13 protein-coding genes are annotated in these 17,129 nt (G+C 65.9%); 5 read left to right on the forward strand and 8 right to left on the reverse strand.

Annotated elements, in window-relative coordinates; all coding sequences use genetic code 11:
* Window positions 1-71: 71 nt before the first annotated feature.
* A complete protein-coding gene (locus ACVMB0_RS02785) occupies window positions 72-887 on the reverse strand; it encodes a hypothetical protein (RefSeq protein ID WP_456797197.1) in 816 nt (271 codons plus the stop codon).
* 488 nt (window positions 888-1,375) lie between these two features.
* Between ACVMB0_RS02785 and gltB the strand changes: the two genes are divergently transcribed.
* Both gltB and ACVMB0_RS02795 read left to right on the forward strand, forming a co-directional pair.
* Window positions 1,376-6,127, forward strand: coding sequence for a glutamate synthase large subunit (gene gltB, locus ACVMB0_RS02790; protein ID WP_456752319.1), 4,752 nt, complete (start codon window positions 1,376-1,378; stop codon window positions 6,125-6,127).
* Window positions 6,128-6,275: 148 nt separating this feature from the next.
* On the forward strand, window positions 6,276-7,733 hold the full coding sequence (locus ACVMB0_RS02795) for a glutamate synthase subunit beta (RefSeq protein ID WP_456797196.1): 1,458 nt from the start codon (window positions 6,276-6,278) through the stop codon (window positions 7,731-7,733).
* A gap of 179 nt (window positions 7,734-7,912) precedes the next feature.
* Here the strand turns inward: ACVMB0_RS02795 and ACVMB0_RS02800 are convergent, their stop codons facing one another.
* On the reverse strand, window positions 7,913-9,664 hold the full coding sequence (locus ACVMB0_RS02800) for an outer membrane beta-barrel protein (RefSeq protein ID WP_461345251.1): 1,752 nt from the start codon (window positions 9,662-9,664) through the stop codon (window positions 7,913-7,915).
* A 189-nt stretch (window positions 9,665-9,853) separates the two neighbouring features.
* On the opposite strand from ACVMB0_RS02800, the gene ACVMB0_RS02805 reads away from it, so the two are divergent.
* Window positions 9,854-10,861 carry a KpsF/GutQ family sugar-phosphate isomerase gene (locus tag ACVMB0_RS02805; RefSeq protein WP_456752315.1) on the forward strand — a complete coding sequence of 336 codons (1,008 nt, stop codon included), beginning with the start codon at window positions 9,854-9,856 and terminating at the stop codon, window positions 10,859-10,861.
* 175 nt (window positions 10,862-11,036) lie between these two features.
* Here ACVMB0_RS02805 and ACVMB0_RS02810 read toward each other — a convergent pair whose 3' ends face one another.
* Complete coding sequence (locus ACVMB0_RS02810; protein WP_456752314.1) at window positions 11,037-11,576, reverse strand: carboxymuconolactone decarboxylase family protein; 540 nt, start codon at window positions 11,574-11,576, stop codon at window positions 11,037-11,039.
* An 89-nt stretch (window positions 11,577-11,665) separates the two neighbouring features.
* On the opposite strand from ACVMB0_RS02810, the gene ACVMB0_RS02815 reads away from it, so the two are divergent.
* On the forward strand, window positions 11,666-12,001 hold the full coding sequence (locus tag ACVMB0_RS02815; protein ID WP_456752313.1) for a winged helix-turn-helix transcriptional regulator: 336 nt from the start codon (window positions 11,666-11,668) through the stop codon (window positions 11,999-12,001).
* Here ACVMB0_RS02815 and ACVMB0_RS02820 read toward each other — a convergent pair.
* From ACVMB0_RS02820 to hemH, 3 genes are all read right to left on the reverse strand, one after another.
* Window positions 11,998-12,444, reverse strand: coding sequence for an NfeD family protein (locus ACVMB0_RS02820; protein ID WP_461345252.1), 447 nt, complete (start codon window positions 12,442-12,444; stop codon window positions 11,998-12,000). The genes ACVMB0_RS02815 and ACVMB0_RS02820 overlap by 4 nt on opposite strands.
* 41 nt (window positions 12,445-12,485) lie before the next feature.
* Window positions 12,486-13,490, reverse strand: a complete 1,005-nt coding sequence (locus ACVMB0_RS02825) for an SPFH domain-containing protein (protein ID WP_456752312.1) — start codon at window positions 13,488-13,490, stop codon at window positions 12,486-12,488.
* Between the two features lie 200 nt (window positions 13,491-13,690).
* On the reverse strand, window positions 13,691-14,728 hold the full coding sequence (hemH, locus tag ACVMB0_RS02830; protein ID WP_461345253.1) for a ferrochelatase: 1,038 nt from the start codon (window positions 14,726-14,728) through the stop codon (window positions 13,691-13,693).
* Window positions 14,729-14,844: 116 nt separating this feature from the next.
* Here hemH and ACVMB0_RS02835 point away from each other — a divergent pair, with 116 nt between their 5' ends.
* The gene (locus tag ACVMB0_RS02835) at window positions 14,845-15,243 is read left to right on the forward strand and encodes an MAPEG family protein (protein ID WP_461345254.1); all 399 of its coding nucleotides are present in this window, start codon (window positions 14,845-14,847) and stop codon (window positions 15,241-15,243) included.
* A 139-nt stretch (window positions 15,244-15,382) separates the two neighbouring features.
* Here ACVMB0_RS02835 and ACVMB0_RS02840 read toward each other — a convergent pair whose 3' ends face one another.
* On the reverse strand, window positions 15,383-16,483 hold the full coding sequence (locus tag ACVMB0_RS02840; protein ID WP_456752309.1) for a nickel/cobalt transporter: 1,101 nt from the start codon (window positions 16,481-16,483) through the stop codon (window positions 15,383-15,385).
* A complete protein-coding gene (locus ACVMB0_RS02845; RefSeq protein WP_461345255.1) occupies window positions 16,480-17,109 on the reverse strand; it encodes a DUF1007 family protein in 630 nt (209 codons plus the stop codon). Before ACVMB0_RS02845 ends, ACVMB0_RS02840 begins: the two co-directional genes overlap by 4 nt.
* Between the last annotated feature and the right edge of the window lie 20 nt (window positions 17,110-17,129).

Here is a 17,129-nt window from a genome sequence, read left to right on the forward strand (position 1 = left end):
GAGGCAAGTCCCGCCGCGGGAAAGAATCCCGGACGTCGCTCCGCTCCATCCGGGCTACGCAGCGACCTTGCTCACTCCAACCCCTGCACCTTCGGCATTTCCTGGGTGGGCAGGATCGCCGGCGGGGGCGCCGCTGGCGGTGGAGCGGCCTGACCGACGGTCGGGACCTCGGCCCGCGGAGCGGTCTGCTGCGCCGCCGTCTGGGTCTCGGCCGGCTTCGATGGTGCCGCCGCCTGCTCGGCCGGCGCCGGTGCGGCTGCCTCGGCGGGAGCCGGCTGCGGCGCGGCGGTCTGCGGGACGGCAGCCTGGGCCGCCGGCACGGGCGGCTGGACGGTCGCAGGGGCCTCGGCCAGACCTTGTGCAGATTTGGCTGAGAGCGGGCTTCGCTTCGGCACCGGCACGCGGCTCGCGACATGGGGGATCGGGAGCGGTGGCCGCGGCACCCTCGCCTGGATCGGCCGCGGCATCGGGCCGACCGGACCATAGGTCGCGCTCATCTCCTCCTCGTAATTGTCGCCGAGCCGATAGGCGGGGGTGAAGCGGATGATGTGCCCGTCGCGGGCATCGATCACCAGCCGGCCGTCATCGCCGCCCTGGTCGATCACCGAGATGGTGTAGACGAAGCCGCGCTGCTGCGGGGCGCCGAGCGGCAGATAGCCGTTCTCGCGTAGCACGGTGTAGACCTCGACCGGCGGCAGCAGGCTCGGGACCCGGCCATAGCGCGGCGGCGGTGGAACCTCGGGCATGGCGACGTAGGGCTCGCCGATGTCGGACACCCTGACCAAAAGCGGGCTGCCGATCCGGGCGGACGTCGCCAGCTGGGCCTGGGCCGAGCCCGCGCTGAGCGCGAAGGCGGCGGCTGCAACCGAACCTGTGAACAACTTCATCGCCGTAACTCCTGTCTGCCCCGCCCGGGAGCGTTTTCGCTCTCTTGCCGGCTTGCCCGGGGACAAAAATTCGGTTTGAAATTCGGCGGTCCTTGGTCGCTGCGTGGGCCAGATCACGGCGTGTTTGCTTCGAATCGGGGGCGCCAGCTGGCTGCCGAGCCGCCCGATCCAAACATGCAAGCGGGGACTTCCTCGCGCTTGTGTGATAGACAAAAATTTGGCAAGGTCGAGGTTATGACAGCAAGGCTGTCTCAATTTCGAGGCCATCCCGGCATGGGGATTGCAACGAGGACCTTCGTAAGGAGGACCTCGGCGCCCCGGGCTCCGAGAATGCTGCAGGCAGGGTCGTCCCCCAGGGGACGTTGAAACGCCCGTCGTCTGAATTTAGGAAAATGCGGCTCGCGGCGGACGAGCGGTGGCCCGGTGGGTGCCGCAACGTCCAAGGTGCGCCAAACAGGGTGAGACCCCTTACGCAAGGGAGAGGACACATGAGCGGGTCGGAATTCGAGCGCGAAATCATCGTGGCAGGTACGCTGTCGGCGACCGCGGACTCGAAAGCCGCCGAACCCGCGCGCGAGCTTCATACGCCTGAACTTCATACCTGGCGTCCTGAAGCCGAAGGCCTGTTCGATCCGAGCCTGGAAAAGGACTCCTGCGGCGTCGGCTTCATCGCCAACATCAAGGGCCAGAAGTCGCATCAGATCGTCTCCGACGCGCTGAACATCCTGTGCAACCTCGAGCATCGCGGCGCCGTCGGCGCCGACCCGCGCGCCGGCGACGGCGCCGGCATCCTGGTGCAGATCCCGCACACCTTCTTCGCGCGCAAGACCGCGGAGCTCGGCTTCAAGCTGCCGCAGCCCGGCGAATACGCCATCGGCGCGCTGTTCATGCCGCGCGATGCGGCGTGGCGGAACGTGATCAAGAGCATCATCGCCGACGAGATCAAGAACGAGGGCTTCAAGCTGCTCGGCTGGCGCGACGTGCCCAGTGACAATTCCTCGCTCGGCGTCACCGTGAAGCCGACCGAGCCCTACCACATGCAGGTCTTCATCGGCCGCAACGGCGCCGCCAAGACCGAGGACGATTTCGAGCGCCGGCTCTACATCCTGCGCAAGTCGATCTCGCAGGCGATCTATCAGCGCCGCGACCGCGGCATGGCGGGCTATTATCCGTGCTCGCTGTCGTGCCGCACCGTGATCTACAAGGGCATGTTCCTCGCCGACCAGCTCGGCAAGTACTATCCCGACCTGCATGAAGCGGACTTCGACAGCGCTCTGGCGCTGGTGCATCAACGCTTCTCGACCAACACCTTCCCGACCTGGTCGCTGGCGCATCCCTACCGGATGATCGCCCATAACGGCGAAATCAACACGCTGCGCGGCAACGTCAACTGGATGGCGGCGCGGCAGGCCTCGGTGCATTCGGAAGCTTACGGCAAGGACATCAGCCGGCTGTGGCCGATCTCCTATGAAGGCCAGAGCGACACCGCCTGCTTCGACAACGCGCTCGAATTCCTGGTGCAGGGCGGTTACTCGCTGCCGCACGCCGTGATGATGATGATTCCGGAAGCGTGGGCCGGCAATCCCTTGATGGATGAGCAGCGCCGCGCCTTCTACGAATACCATGCCGCGCTGATGGAGCCGTGGGACGGCCCGGCCGCGATCGCCTTCACCGACGGCCGCAAGATCGGCGCGACGCTCGACCGCAACGGCCTGCGTCCGGCGCGCTATCTCGTCACCAAGGACGACCGCATCGTGATGGCGTCCGAAATGGGCGTCTTGAAGATTCCGGAGGACCAGATCGTCACCAAGTGGCGGCTGCAACCCGGCAAGATGCTGCTCGTCGACCTCGAGCAGGGCCGCCTGATTCCCGACGACGAGATCAAGGCCGACCTCGCCAAGAGCCATCCCTACAGCGACTGGCTGCATCGCACCCAAATCCAGCTCGAGGAGCTGCCGGATGCGCCGGCCAAGGGCGTGCGCTCCAACCTGCCGCTCCTGGACCGCCAGCAGGCGTTCGGCTACAGCCAGGAAGACATCAACATCCTGATGACGCCGATGGCGTCCACCGGCGAGGAAGCCGCCGGCTCGATGGGCAACGATACGCCGATCTCGGCGCTGTCGGACAAGCCGAAGCAGCTGTTCACCTATTTCAAGCAGAACTTCGCCCAGGTGACGAACCCGCCGATCGATCCGATCCGCGAAGAGATCGTGATGAGCCTGGTCTCGATCATCGGGCCGCGGCCGAACCTGTTCGACCTGCAAGGCGTCGCCTCGACCAAGCGGCTCGAGGTGCGGCAGCCGATCCTGACCGACGCGGATCTGGAGAAGATCCGCTCGATCTCCGACGTCGCCGAGACCCATTTCAAGTCGCGCACGCTCGACACCACCTTCCACGCCGGATTCGGCGCGGCGGGCATGGAGCAGGTGCTCGACGAGCTCTGCGCGCGCGCCGAGGGCGCGGTGCGCGAGGGCATCAACATCATCATCCTGTCGGACCGCATGACCGGCACCGACCGGATCCCGATCCCGTCGCTCTTGGCCTGCGCCGCCGTGCATCATCATCTGATCCGCACCGGCCTGCGCACCTCGGTCGGCCTGGTGGTCGAATCCGGCGAGCCGCGCGAAGTGCATCACTTCGCCTGCCTCGCCGGCTACGGTGCCGAAGCGATCAACCCCTATCTCGCGTTCGAGACCATCCTCGCGATGAAGGACCGGCTGCCCGGCGCGCTCGACGACTACGAGATCGTCAAGCGCTACATCAAGTCGATCGGCAAGGGCCTGCTCAAGGTGATGTCCAAGATGGGCATCTCGACCTACCAGTCCTATTGCGGCGCGCAGATCTTCGACGCGGTCGGCCTCAAGGCGGACTTCGTCGCCAAGTATTTCGCCGGCACCCACACCCGCATCGAGGGCGTCGGCCTCGGCGAGATCGCCGAGGAGACCGTGCGGCGCCACACCGACGCGTTCGGTGACGGCCAGATCTACAAGAGCGCGCTCGATGTCGGCGGCGAATATGCCTACCGCACCCGCGGCGAGGACCATGCCTGGACCGCGGAATCGGTCTCGACGTTGCAACATGCCGTGCGCGGCAACTCGCAGGAGCGCTACCGAGCGTTCGCCAAGATCCTCAACGAGCAGTCCGAGCGTCTTTTGACGCTGCGCGGCCTGTTCCGGATCAAGAGCGCCGAGGACGACAAGCGCAAGCCGGTCAAGCTCGAGGAGGTCGAGCCGGCCAAGGAGATCGTCAAGCGCTTCTCCACCGGCGCGATGTCGTTCGGCTCGATCTCGCGCGAGGCGCACACCACGCTCGCGATCGCGATGAACCGGATCGGCGGCAAGTCGAACACCGGCGAAGGCGGCGAGGAATCCGACCGCTTCAAGCCGCTGCCCAACGGCGACAGCATGCGCTCGGCGATCAAGCAGGTCGCCTCGGGCCGGTTCGGCGTGACGACGGAATATCTCGTCAACTCCGACATGATGCAGATCAAGATGGCGCAGGGTGCCAAGCCCGGCGAAGGCGGCCAGCTGCCCGGCCACAAGGTCGACGCGACGATCGCGCGCGTCCGGCATTCGACGCCGGGCGTCGGCCTGATCTCGCCGCCGCCGCATCACGACATCTACTCGATCGAAGACCTCGCCCAGCTGATCTACGACCTCAAGAACGTCAATCCCGACGGCCAGGTCTCGGTCAAGCTGGTGTCCGAAGTCGGCGTCGGCACGGTTGCCGCCGGCGTCGCCAAGGCGCGCGCCGACCATGTGACCATCGCCGGCTTCGAGGGCGGCACCGGTGCCTCGCCACTGACCTCGATCAAGCATGCCGGCTCGCCGTGGGAGATCGGCCTTGCCGAAACCCATCAGACGCTGGTGCGCCAGCGGCTGCGCAGCCGCATCGCGGTGCAGGTCGACGGCGGTTTCCGCACCGGCCGCGACGTCGTGATCGGCGCGCTGCTCGGCGCCGACGAGTTCGGCTTCGCCACTGCGCCCTTGATCGCGGCGGGCTGTATCATGATGCGCAAGTGCCACCTCAACACCTGCCCGGTCGGGGTCGCGACCCAGGATCCGGTGCTGCGCAAGCGCTTCACCGGCCAGCCCGAGCACGTCATCAACTACTTCTTCTTCGTCGCCGAGGAAGTCCGCGAGATCATGGCGCAGCTCGGCTACAAGAAGTTCGACGACATGGTCGGCCAGGTCCAGATGCTGGACCAGACCGCACTGGTCTCGCACTGGAAGGCCAAGGGCCTCGATTTCTCCAAGCTGTTCGTGCGGCAGAAGGAGGAGAAGGGCCAGACGATCTATCACTCGGAACGCCAGAACCACCATCTGGAAGCCGTGCTCGACCGCCGGCTGATCGAGAAGGCGCAGGCTGCGCTCGATCGCGGCGCGCCGGTCAGGATCGAGGAAGAGATCAACAACACCGACCGTTCCGCCGGCGCGATGCTGTCGGGCGCGGTGGCCAAGATCTACGGCCATGCCGGCCTGCCGCTCGACACCATCCATGTCGGCCTGAAGGGCACCGCCGGACAGGCGTTCGGCGCCTGGCTCGCCAAGGGCGTCACCTTCGAGCTCGAGGGTGAAGGCAACGACTATGTCGGCAAGGGCCTCTCGGGCGGCTGCATCATCGTCAAGCCGCCGAAGATCTCCGGCATCGTGCCCGAGGAGTCGATCATCGTCGGCAACACCGTGATGTACGGCGCGATCGCGGGCGAATGCTACTTCCGCGGCATCGCCGGCGAGCGCTTCGCGGTGCGCAACTCCGGCGCGGTCGCGGTCGTCGAAGGCGCCGGCGATCATTGCTGCGAATACATGACCGGCGGCATCGTGGTGGTACTCGGCAAGACCGGGCGCAACTTCGCGGCCGGCATGTCCGGCGGCATCGCCTATGTGCTGGACGAGGCCGGCGACTTCAACAAGCTCTGCAACCTGTCGATGGTCGAGCTGGAGCCGGTGCTGTCGGAAGAGATGATCAACGCCGACACCTACCATCACTCCGGCGATCTCGAGGCGCATGGCCGGGTCGACGTGTTCCAGAACCTGCTCGACTCCGACGTGGAGCGGCTGCATGTGCTGATCACGCGTCACGCCAAGCTGACCGGCTCGAAGAAGGCGGCGGAGATCCTCGCCAACTGGAAGACCTGGCTGCCCAAATTCCGCAAGGTGATGCCGGTGGAGTACCGCCGCGCGTTGAAGGAAATGAAGGCCAACGCCGACGCCGAGCCGAAAATCGCGATCGGCGCGTAACGACACGAGCTCGTCATTGCGAGCGCAGCGAAGCAATCCATAGCGCCACAAGCCGAACGATGGATTGCTTCGTCGCTACGCTCCTCGCAATGACGGAAGATAACGAAACAGAACAGACGAACACATGATGCAGGGGCATCGGGTTTAAATGGGCAAGATCACAGGTTTCCTCGAGATCGAGCGGCATGACCGCAAGTACGAGCCGGTCGCCGATCGGCTCAAGAACTTCAAGGAATTCGTCGTTCCGCTGAGCGAGAAGGACACCCGCGACCAGGCGGCGCGCTGCATGAATTGCGGCATCCCCTATTGCCACGGCACCGGCTCGACCGTGCCGGGCACGCCGGGCTGCCCGGTCAACAACCAGATCCCCGATTTCAACGACCTCGTCTATCAGGGCAACTGGCAAGAAGCCTCGCGCAACCTGCACTCGACCAACAACTTCCCCGAATTCACCGGCCGGATCTGCCCGGCGCCGTGCGAGGCGTCCTGCACGCTGAACATCGACGACAACCCGGTCACCATCAAGACGATCGAATGCGCGATCGTCGACCGCGCCTGGGACAATGGCTGGGTCAAGCCGGAGATCGCCGCGCAGAAGACCGGCAAGAAGGTCGCCGTGATCGGCTCCGGTCCCGCCGGCATGGCCGCGGCCCAGCAGCTCGCGCGCGCCGGCCACGAGGTGCATGTCTACGAGAAGTTCGCCAAGGCCGGCGGCCTGCTGCGCTATGGCATTCCCGACTTCAAGATGGAGAAGGGCGTCATCGACCGCCGCGTCGCACAGATGGAAGCCGAGGGCGTCACCTTCCACTACGGCAAGGCCGTCGGCGGCTCGACCCCCGGCGCGATCGACCCGCAGGAGCTCGCCAAGCAGGTTGACGCGGTGGCGCTGACCGGCGGCGCGGAAGCCCCGCGCGACCTGCCGATCCCGGGCCGCGATCTTGCCGGCATCCACTTCGCGATGGACTTCCTGCCGCAGCAGAACCGCCGCGTCTCCGGCGAATCGCTGAACGGCGCCGTCGACATCCTCGCCGGCGGCAAGCATGTCGTCGTGATCGGCGGCGGCGACACCGGATCGGACTGCATCGGCACCTCGTTCCGGCAAGGCGCGCTCTCGGTGACCCAGCTCGAGATCATGCCGGCGCCGCCCGAGCACGAGAACAAGGGCGTGACCTGGCCGAACTGGCCGCTGAAGATGCGGACCTCGTCGAGCCAGGCCGAAGGCGCGGTGCGCGAATTCGCCGTGCTGACGACAAGGTTCGAAGGCAAGGACGGCAAGGTCAGCAAGCTGCATTGCGTCAAGGTCGACGACAAGTTCAAGCCGCTGCCCGGCACCGAGTTCACGCTCGACGCCGAGCTGGTGCTGCTGGCGATGGGCTTCGTCCATCCGGTGCACGAGGGCCTGCTCAAGACCTTGGGCGTCGACCTCGACCAGCGCGGCAATGTCCGCGCCTCGCTGCACGACTACCAGACCTCGCGCGCAAAGATCTTCTCCGCCGGCGACATGCGCCGCGGCCAGTCGCTCGTGGTCTGGGCAATCCGCGAAGGCCGCCAATGCGCGCGCGCGATCGACGCGTTCCTGATGGGGAAGACGGATTTGCCGGGGTAAGCGCCCGGCTGTTGCGGCAAACTGCAGCCTCACACACTCGCTGTCATCGCCCGCGAAAGCGGGCGATCCAGTATTCCAGAGGCGTCAGCGCTGGAATCGAAAAGCCGCGGCGTACTGGATGCCCCGCTTTCGTGGGGCATGACACCTCATGTGCAGTGCGACCTGCTTATGCGGAATCGCTAGTTCTGCACCCGCACGCCGAGCATCACCACCGTCGACGCCGAGCTCTGCAGCGGCTGGTTCGAATCCAGCCAGTCGCGGCGGATGGTGCCCTTGATCCAGAGGCTGCGGGTCATCTTGTAGATGATGTCGGTCGACACCGAGTAGACGGTGTCGTTGCGGTTGTCGCCCTGGTACTCGAGGGTGCCGTAGGTGAACTTGCCGATTGCGGTGAGCCAGCGGCGGAAGTCGTGATCGACCTCGATGGTGTAGCTGCGCGACAGCACGCCCGAGGTGCCGGGCAGCGTGGTCTCGCCGATCTGGGTGTCGGAATAGAACTTGGCCGTCGTCAGCGGCGTCGCGGTCCAGGTCAGCGAGGCCGTGGTGAGCAGGCCCTCGAGCCGGTTGAGCCGCGTGTCGGCATAGTCGCGCATCGCATAGCCGATCGAAATCTCGCCGAACAGCATCCGCGTGAACTCGAACGAGGTGCCGGCCTTGACGTAGCCGCCCGACGAATCGCGCGCGTAGCCGGCGCGGTCGAGATAAAGATCGTGGACGCGACTGTCGCCCTGCACCTCGACGAACGGCTTCACCGCCGGATTGAGCTCATAACTGACGCGGCCGATGCCGCCATATTGGCTGAAGTTGCGGTCGTCGTTCGACGACGAGGTGCCGTCGGTGAGCTTCGACCATTGGTAATCGGTGCGGTCGACGGTGGCGCCGAGCGAGACCTGCATGCGGTTGAAATGCTGGTCGATGCCGAAGGTGCCGCCGACCGTGCTGTAGATCGGATATTTGGCAAGACCCGCCTGCACGTTCGGGCTGCCGGGATTGTCGGTCGACACCAGCAGGCGGGCCTGCGCCGTCAGATGCGTGTCCTTTGAGACATCGAGACGGCCGTCGATATGGCCGGTGAAGTTCGGACGGTCGACATCGAGCGGCGCCGACAGCGGCGTGCCGTCGGCGTTCGGCGTCAGCTGCGAGCCGTAGCCGGTGAACGAGCCGCGCAGATCGGCGACGACGGCGTGGCGCTCCCAGTCCGACATCGCGACGAATTCCGGCGACACCATGTAGAACGCCTTGCCCTGCGGCTGAAACAGGCGGCCCGGATTGGTGTCGTAGCCGGCCATCACCTCGACCGCGGTCTTGACCATGAACGAGCCGGCGTAATCGCCGACCGCGCCGAACGGATCGTCGTCGAGCTTGAGCCGCCTGCGCGGCGGCTGGCCGACGATGGTACCGGCCATCGCCGGCGGCAGCGGCGCCTTGGCGGCAGCCTCCGACGGTGGGATCGACAGCCGCAGCTGCCCGGCCGCATTCAGCGGCGGTGGCGGCGGCACCGGCGAGCCCGGCCCCGGCGGCGGCTTCGGCTTGGCCTGGCCCGGATAATATTTCGGCTTGAGACGTTTGCGGTTGAGCGAGTCATAGCCGGACGTCGCGGCGCCGTTCGCGGCGGGGAGCCCATAGGTCGGGATTTGCCCGAGGCGCTCTGTGGTCGACGTCGATGACGAGGAACGCCGGGTGGGATCGGCATCCGGCAGCTTCAGGCCGTTGAGCGGATCCATGGCGTCGAGCTGGGTCCGGCGCAGCGGCGAATCCTGGGTGATCACCTGGCTTTGCCGGTTCGGGCTGAACAAATCCGGCGTCACGGTCTGGGCGGTGGCGAGGCCGCCGGTCGCAGTCAGCAAAAGAGCCGTTAGCAAAAGGCACGGCAAAGCCACGCGAACGAGGCGTCCGCGCCGATTTGGGCCGCTTGCTGGCCGCCGCACCACGATGGAAATACCCCAACGAATTCATGCACTTGACGCACGCATTCCACCGGGTGGCGGAAAACGTCGTTAATGGAGTTAAAACAATTATGGTTAATGAGCCGTTGAGGAACGGCGGCCGCGCGTCGCATCGCGGAATCGAACGTGCTAAGGGAGACGCCCGGGTGCAAAACCCCTCCCCTGGAATCCGAAATGGCCAAACCGAAACCGCTGATGACCAAATCATCCGGCCCCGATGACGGCGCCGTTCAGTCGGCGCTCCGCACCCTCGATGCCGAAGCCAGCGGTGTCGCTGCGCTGTCCGCGGCCCTCACGTCCGATCTCGGCGCGGCGTTCACGGCGGCGGCCGAGCTGATCCGCAAGGCCAAGGGGCGGCTGATCGTGACCGGACTCGGCAAATCAGGTCATATCGGCCGCAAGATCGCCGCGACTTTCGCCTCGACTGGCACGCCGGCGTTCTTCGTGCACTCGGCGGAAGCGAGCCACGGCGATCTCGGCATGATCACCGCCGATGACGTGATGCTGGCGCTGTCCTGGTCCGGCGAACAGGCCGAGATGCGCAACCTGATCGCCTATGCCGCGCGTTTCGGCATTCCGCTGATCGCGATGACTGCCGACAAGGAATCGACGCTGAGCAAGGCCGCCGACGTGCAGCTGACGCTGCCGAAGGCCCGCGAGGCCTGCCCACACAATCTGGCGCCGACGACCTCCTCGCTGATGATGCTGGCGCTTGGCGATGCGCTGGCGATCGCGCTGCTCGAGGGCCGCGGCTTCACCTCGACCGATTTCAGCGTGCTGCATCCGGGCGGCAAGCTCGGCGCGCTGCTGAAATATGCCCGCGACCTGATGCATAGCGGCGACGCGCTGCCGCTCAAGCCGCTCGGCACCAAGATGTCGGATGCGCTGGTCGAGATGACGTCGAAGGGTTTCGGCTGCGTCGGCATCGTCGACCGCCACGGCCATCTCGTCGGCATCGTCACCGACGGCGATCTGCGCCGGCAGATGCGGCCCGAACTGTTGACGCTGTCGGTCGACGAGGTGATGACCACCACGCCGAAGACGATCGGCCGCGACACGCTGGCCGGCGAAGCGCTCGAGCTGCTCAACGCCTCGAAGATCACCACGCTGATCGTGACCGACGCGAAGAAGCCGGTCGGCATCATCCATCTGCACGACCTGCTGCGCGCGGGCGTGGCGTAGGCCCTTTTTGTCATTCCGGGGCGCGCCACCGAACTCGGGTTTACCCGAGTTCGGAATTCTAGATTGGTCCAAGTCGGCAACAGCCGACTTGGATGCGCGAGCCCGGAATCCATACTCACGATGGTGGTTATGGATTCCGGGCTCGCCGCTTCGCGTCGCCCCGGAATGACGGTGATTACTTCGGAAACCGCGCCGCCGTCGCCTCCAGCGGCAAGGCCAGCGCGTTGGCGAGATATGAGACCGTGCGGTAGAAGCCGCACAGCAGGATGATCTCCAGGATCTGATCCTCATCGTAATGCGCCGACAGCGCAGCGAATTCCGCGTCATCCAGCGTCGCACGCTCATGCAGCGCGTCGACCGTCGCGATCAGCGCCTGTTCCGACGTTGACCAGCAATCGGCATCGGCCGCACCGTGCATGGTGGCGTGGATCTGCTGCGCGGACAGCTTGGCGGCGGCGCCGAACGCCGTGACATGCACGCCCCATTCGTATTCGCATCTGTTCAGCGCGCAGGTGCGGTCGATCACGATCTCCCGCTCGCGCAGCGGCAGCGGCCCGCGATCCAGCAGGCTGGCGCCGCGGAATTTCTCCCAGGCGCGCGGATGGGCCGCCATCATGCGGAACAGCACGAGCGGCGGCTTGCCGCGCATGATGCGGTCGAAATGCTGTTGAACGTCCGCCGCATAGGGCGGATCGAGCGGCGCGATGCGTGACATGGCTCGGTCTCATTGCTACATTTATTGTAGCGATACGCTACAATATCTGTAGCGATCGACGCAAGCGGGATTCGAGAGGGATTGGCGACATGGCGAAGCAAGTTCCGACAGCAAAACCCGGCGTCCGCGGCTCGCGGTCCGGCCGCCCGATCATGGCGCTGCTCGATCTGTTGGGGCGGCGCTGGACCTTGCGCATCTTCTGGGAATTGCGCGAGGGCGCGCTGACCTCGCGCGCGCTGCGCAGCGCCTGTGACGAAGCCTCGCCGACGATCTTGCAGACGCGACTAACCGAGCTGCGCGAGGCGGGCCTCGTCGAGCTGACCGATGATGGTTACGGCCTCACCGTGCTCGGAAGAGAGCTGTTTGCGACGTTCACGCCGCTGAACCGCTTCGCCGAGCGCTGGAGCAAGCGCGCTGGCAGCTAGACCGCGGCCACCGTCAGGCTGGCGCCGTCGGCGCGGACCACCTTGACCCGGCTGCCGGCCGGCGCATCGGGGCCGGCGACGCGCCACACCGTGTCGTCGATCCGCACCGTGCCTGCGCCGTCGATAATCGGCTTCTCCAGCGTGAATTCGCGGCCGACCAGCGCTTCGTTGCGGCGGTTGAGGAACGGATTGGTCTTGCTCGCCGCGGTCGCGCCCCTGGCAAAATGCCGCCAGGCCGGCACCGCCAGCGCGGCGAACACCGCGAACATCAACAGCTGTACCTGCCAGGACGGCGTGAACACGAAGGACAGCAGGCCGACCAAGAGCGCCGAAAGCCCGAGCCAGAACAGGAACACCCCGGGCGCCGCAAGCTCCAGCGCCATCAGGATGAAGCCGAAGATCAGCCAGTTCCAGGTACCCAATGTCGAAAACATCTCGGCCATGATACGACCTCTACCATTGCAGGCGTGACGTCGTCACGTCCTCACCGCTGCGGCGGCACCGGCGGTGGTGCCTGTGGACCGGCCGGCGGCACCGAGCCGCCGCGCCGCGCTGCGGCGCTGGCGGATGCCGCGCTCTCGCCGAAGGTGGCGCGGGCGATCTCGCCGATGCCGGCGAGCGAGCCCAGCACGCTCGAGGTTTCGATCGGCAGCATCAGGACCTTCTGGTTCGGCGATTCCGCGAGCTGGCCGAACGCCTTGATGTATTTGTCGGCGATGAAGTAGTTGAGCGCGGCGACGTCGCCCTTCGCGATCGATTCCGACACCATCTGGGTCGCCTTGGCCTCGGCCTCGGCGAGACGCTCGCGCGCCTCGGCGTCGCGGAAGGCGGCCTCGCGGCGCCCCTCGGCCTGCAAGATCTGGCCCTGCTTGGCGCCCTCGGCGCGCAGGATCTCCGACTGCCGCTGGCCTTCCGCCTGCAGGATATCGGCGCGCTTGACGCGCTCGGCCTTCATCTGCCGGCCCATCGCCTCGACGAGATCGGCCGGCGGCACGATGTCCTTGATCTCGATGCGGTTGACCTTGACGCCCCACGGCGACACCGCGGCGTCGACCACCCGCAGCAGCCGCTCGTTGATCTCGTCGCGATGCGACAGCACCTGGTCGAGGTCCATCGAGCCCATCACCGAACGGATGTTGGTCATGGTCAGCACCGTGATCGCCTGGTTGAGATTGGCGACCTCGTAGCTCGCCTTCGCCGCATCGAACACCTGGTAGAACGCGACGCCGTCCACCGTCACGGTGGCGTTGTCCTTGGTGATCACCTCCTGCTCGGGGATGTCGATCACCTGCTCCATCATGTTGATCTTGCGGCCGATGCGATCGAAATACGGCACGATCAGATTGAGGCCGGGCGACAGCGTGCGGGTGTATTTGCCGAACCGCTCGATGGTCCAGTCAAAGCCCTGCGGGACGGTCTTGATCCCGGCGAACAGCGTGACGATGACGAGAAGAACGAACGCAATCGCGAAAATGTCGAAGCCAGTCATGAAGTCCTCCAGAGCCGGCGAGACCGTCGCCAGGCGCGCTCGTGCATTGGTCGACACGACCGCGGCGCCGGTTCAGGCCGGCTGTCGTTCTACCTAGCACATTGGAAGCTGCTGTCGGACTACCAGATGCAACCGAATAGCCGGTCCTGCTGTCACCGATCGTTAACAATCCGATCCGGGCGTTGCTAGATCCAGCCTTGTTAAATCCAGCCTTGGAGCTCACGCAGCACGAGCTGGCGGATCACGGCCATGCCGGCGTCGCTGTCGTTGAGACAGGGGACCGCGGCGAACTGCTCGCCGCCATTGTGCCGGAAGATCTCAGCGTTCTCCTGCGCGATCTCCTCCAGCGTCTCCAGGCAATCGGCGGAGAAGCCCGGCGTGACCACGGCCACTCGCCGCACGCCGTCCTTGGCCAGCTTCTCGATTGTCTTGTCGGTATAGGGCTGCAGCCACTCGGCATTGCCGAAGCGCGACTGGAAGGTGAGGATCAGCCTGACGGCATCGAGCCCGAGCCGCTTGCGCAGCGCGTTTGTGGTGGCGATGCATTGCGCCTGATAGGGATCGCCCTTGTCGACATACTCCTTCGGCATGCCGTGGAACGAGGCGACGATGATCTCGGGCTGGAACGGCAGTGTCGCGAGATGCGCATTGATCGAAACCGCAAGCGCCTCGATGTAATCGGGATCGTCATAATAAGGCGGCGTCACCCGCAGGATCGGCTGCGCGCGCATGGCGGCCAGCACGCGAAACGCCTCGTCGCAGACCGTCGCCGACGTCGCCGCAGAATATTGCGGATAGAGCGGCACCACCAGGAGCCGGCCGCAGCCCTGCGCCGCCAGCCCCTCGATCCGCTCCTTGATGGAGGGATTGCCGTAGCGCATCGCCCAGTCGACCACGACGTGATCGTGATCGGCGATCGCCTCCGCCAGCTTGTCGGCCTGCGACCGCGTGATGGTCTTCAGCGGCGACTCGTTCCTCTCGGTGTTCCAGATCTTCAGATAGTCGCGCGCCTTGCGGGCCGGGCGGACGCGCAGGATGATGCCGTTGAGGATCAGCTTCCAGAGGAGGCCCTGATCCTCGATCACCCGCGGATCGGACAGGAATTCCCTGAGATAGACCCGCACGCCCGCGGCGTCCGCCGTATCCGGCGTGCCGAGATTGACCAGCAGCACGCCGACGCGTTCCGGCTTCGGCGCCGCAGCGGACTTCGGGCTCTCGAACGGAATTACCGTGCTCATGATGGCCTTGCAGCTAAAGTCCTTCGCCCTGGGGGCTTTGGGCTTCGCGCGTTGCTCCAACCTTGTCAAGCCGAGTGCGGGTTGGCTACGTTCCGCTCCGTGAATGAGGGGGAACCATGACGATCGCCGAATGGTGCGTCTTCGGGACGCTGATGCTCTCGCTGCTGACGGTCGTATCGGTGAAATGGATCGGCTTCCGCGGGTTCGACAATTCAAGACCGCGCGATCCCGACTTCTACGACGACCCGATCCGCTCGCGCGCGCTCGGCGCCCATCAGAACGGCCTCGAAGCGTTGCCGTTCTTCGCCTTCGCCGTGCTGCTCGCCGAATTCCGCGTCGGCCCGCTGCGGCTGATCGACGAGCTCGCCGTGCTGTTCCTGATCGTGCGGATCGCCTACGTCTTCACCTATATCGGCAATCGCCCGACCCTGCGCTCGATCCTCTGGAGCATCGGCTTCGCGATCAACATCGCGATCTTCTTCCTGCCGGCGATCCGGGGATATCTGGCGCGGTGAGCCCAACTCTCTTCCCGTCATCCTGAGGAGCCGCGAAGCGGCGTCTCGAAGGATGAATCGGCCACCGGCCGGGCCGTCCATCCTTCGAGACGGCGCTGACGGGCCTCCTCAGGATGACGGATAACTTGAAGTTAGGACCTCAAAGGCACGTCGCCCGTTCGGCCGCGACATAGCCGAACAGCAGCCCGAGCCCGAACAGCAGCACGAGACCCGCGGCGGCGAACTCCAGGCCGCGCATGATCAGCATGCCGCCGCCATCGCGCGCCGCACTCAGCCGCTCCGCGACGCCGCGCGCCGACACCGCGATGAGTGCGATCGCCGCCACCGTGATGGCGGTGCCGAGCCCCATCACGAAGGTCGCGGCGATGCCGGCCCAGAACAGGCCCTGCGCCAGCGCGAACACCAGGACCAGGATCGCGCCCGAGCAGGGCCGGATCCCGACCGTGAGGATCGCGCTGATGCCGCGCCGCCAGCCGCCGGGTCCTTCAAGCTCGGCCGGCGTCGGCCCGTGCGAATGGCCGCAATGCTCGTCATGGACGTGGCTCGCGTCATGCCCATGATCGTGGCCGTGGTGATGGTCGTGATCATCATGCGCGTGATGATGATGGTGATCATGGCCGTGGTGATGGTGGTCATGATCGTGCTGCTGCGCGCCGGCCAGCGCCAGCGCCGGGCGCGGCACCTGCAGCGCGCGGACAAAGCCGCCGCCCTTGACCCAGACCAGCCGGGCGCCGAACGCCGCGATCAGCGCGTAGCTTGCGATCTCGATCGCCTTCTCCGCTCCGCACATCGTCTTGGCTGTCGCGTTGAGCAGCCAGGCGCAGACGCCCACGATCAGGACGGCGACCAGCGACTGCATCAGCGCCGAGGCGAACGACAGCACGATGCCGCGCCGCGCGGTCTCGCGGTTGGCGACCATGTAGGACGAGATCACCGCCTTGCCGTGACCGGGCCCGGCGGCATGGAAAATCCCGTAGGCGAAGGAGATCGCTAGCAGCGTCCAGACCGCGGAGCCATCAGATTTCGCGGCGCGGATGGTCTGCGACATCTCGCGATAGAACTCCGACTGTTTGGCCAACAGCCAGCCGACCAGCCCGCCCTGCGGCTCGGCCGCGCGCGGCGCGCCGAACGGATTTTGCGCCAGCAGCGCATGCACCGTACCGTCGAGCAGCGCGAGCGCCGCGAGCACGGCAGCAGAGACGGCGAGGCCGCGCATCACGCGGGAGGCGATCGGCGTCATGGGCAATCCACCGTGATCTTGTTGGCGAACATCATCGCAAAATTGCCGGCACTGCCGTCGAGGAAGTTCTGCTCGCCGAGCTTCTGCGCGGCGGCGGTACCGTCGCTGTTCGGCCGCTCGAACTGCATCTTGCAGTCGGCCGCGGCGCCGACCAGCTTGACCGGCTCCTTCTCGGCGAACTGGAAGTCGATGAAATAGGTCGGGTCGAACACTTCGAGCGAGAGCTGTTTGGCCTTGAACGGCGTCTTCACCGGCAAAGTGAAGTGCAGCGTCAACGCCGAATCCTTGTATTCGAGGAAGTAGTCGACCGGCTCGGTGAACTTCTGCTTCTTGCCGTCGCCCTTGGCGAAGGTGAAGTAGGCGTATTCCTTCAGCGACTCGACGTTGGTCTGGGCCAGCGGCGCCAGCTCCTCGCGGCTGAAGGCGCCCTTCACCTTGGTCTCGATGCCCTGCAGCGCGTAGGTCGAGAACATGTCGTCGAAGGTCCAGGCATGCCGGACCGCGGTGATGGTGCCGTCGGGCGCGTAGATCAGCTCGCTTTTGGCTGTGATCCAGACATGCGGATGCGCCCAGGCGGCCGCCGTGCCGAGCACGACGGACACCGCCAACGCGAACCCGGCGATCATTCGGTTCAGGGACGGCCGCA

This window comes from Bradyrhizobium sp. USDA 4451 (assembly GCF_054822585.1).

Coding starts and splice junctions, on each gene's coding strand:
- gltB (WP_456752319.1), top strand. CDS start 1,376: ATGAGCGGGTCGGAATTCGAGCGCGAAATCATCGTGGCAGGTACGCTG.
- ACVMB0_RS02795 (WP_456797196.1), top strand. CDS start 6,276: ATGGGCAAGATCACAGGTTTCCTCGAGATCGAGCGGCATGACCGCAAG.
- ACVMB0_RS02785 (WP_456797197.1), bottom strand. CDS start 887: ATGAAGTTGTTCACAGGTTCGGTTGCAGCCGCCGCCTTCGCGCTCAGC.
- ACVMB0_RS02815 (WP_456752313.1), top strand. CDS start 11,666: ATGGCGAAGCAAGTTCCGACAGCAAAACCCGGCGTCCGCGGCTCGCGG.
- ACVMB0_RS02840 (WP_456752309.1), bottom strand. CDS start 16,483: ATGACGCCGATCGCCTCCCGCGTGATGCGCGGCCTCGCCGTCTCTGCT.
- ACVMB0_RS02820 (WP_461345252.1), bottom strand. CDS start 12,444: ATGGCCGAGATGTTTTCGACATTGGGTACCTGGAACTGGCTGATCTTC.
- ACVMB0_RS02805 (WP_456752315.1), top strand. CDS start 9,854: ATGGCCAAACCGAAACCGCTGATGACCAAATCATCCGGCCCCGATGAC.
- ACVMB0_RS02810 (WP_456752314.1), bottom strand. CDS start 11,576: ATGTCACGCATCGCGCCGCTCGATCCGCCCTATGCGGCGGACGTTCAA.
- ACVMB0_RS02835 (WP_461345254.1), top strand. CDS start 14,845: ATGACGATCGCCGAATGGTGCGTCTTCGGGACGCTGATGCTCTCGCTG.
- ACVMB0_RS02825 (WP_456752312.1), bottom strand. CDS start 13,490: ATGACTGGCTTCGACATTTTCGCGATTGCGTTCGTTCTTCTCGTCATC.
- hemH (WP_461345253.1), bottom strand. CDS start 14,728: ATGAGCACGGTAATTCCGTTCGAGAGCCCGAAGTCCGCTGCGGCGCCG.
- ACVMB0_RS02845 (WP_461345255.1), bottom strand. CDS start 17,109: ATGATCGCCGGGTTCGCGTTGGCGGTGTCCGTCGTGCTCGGCACGGCG.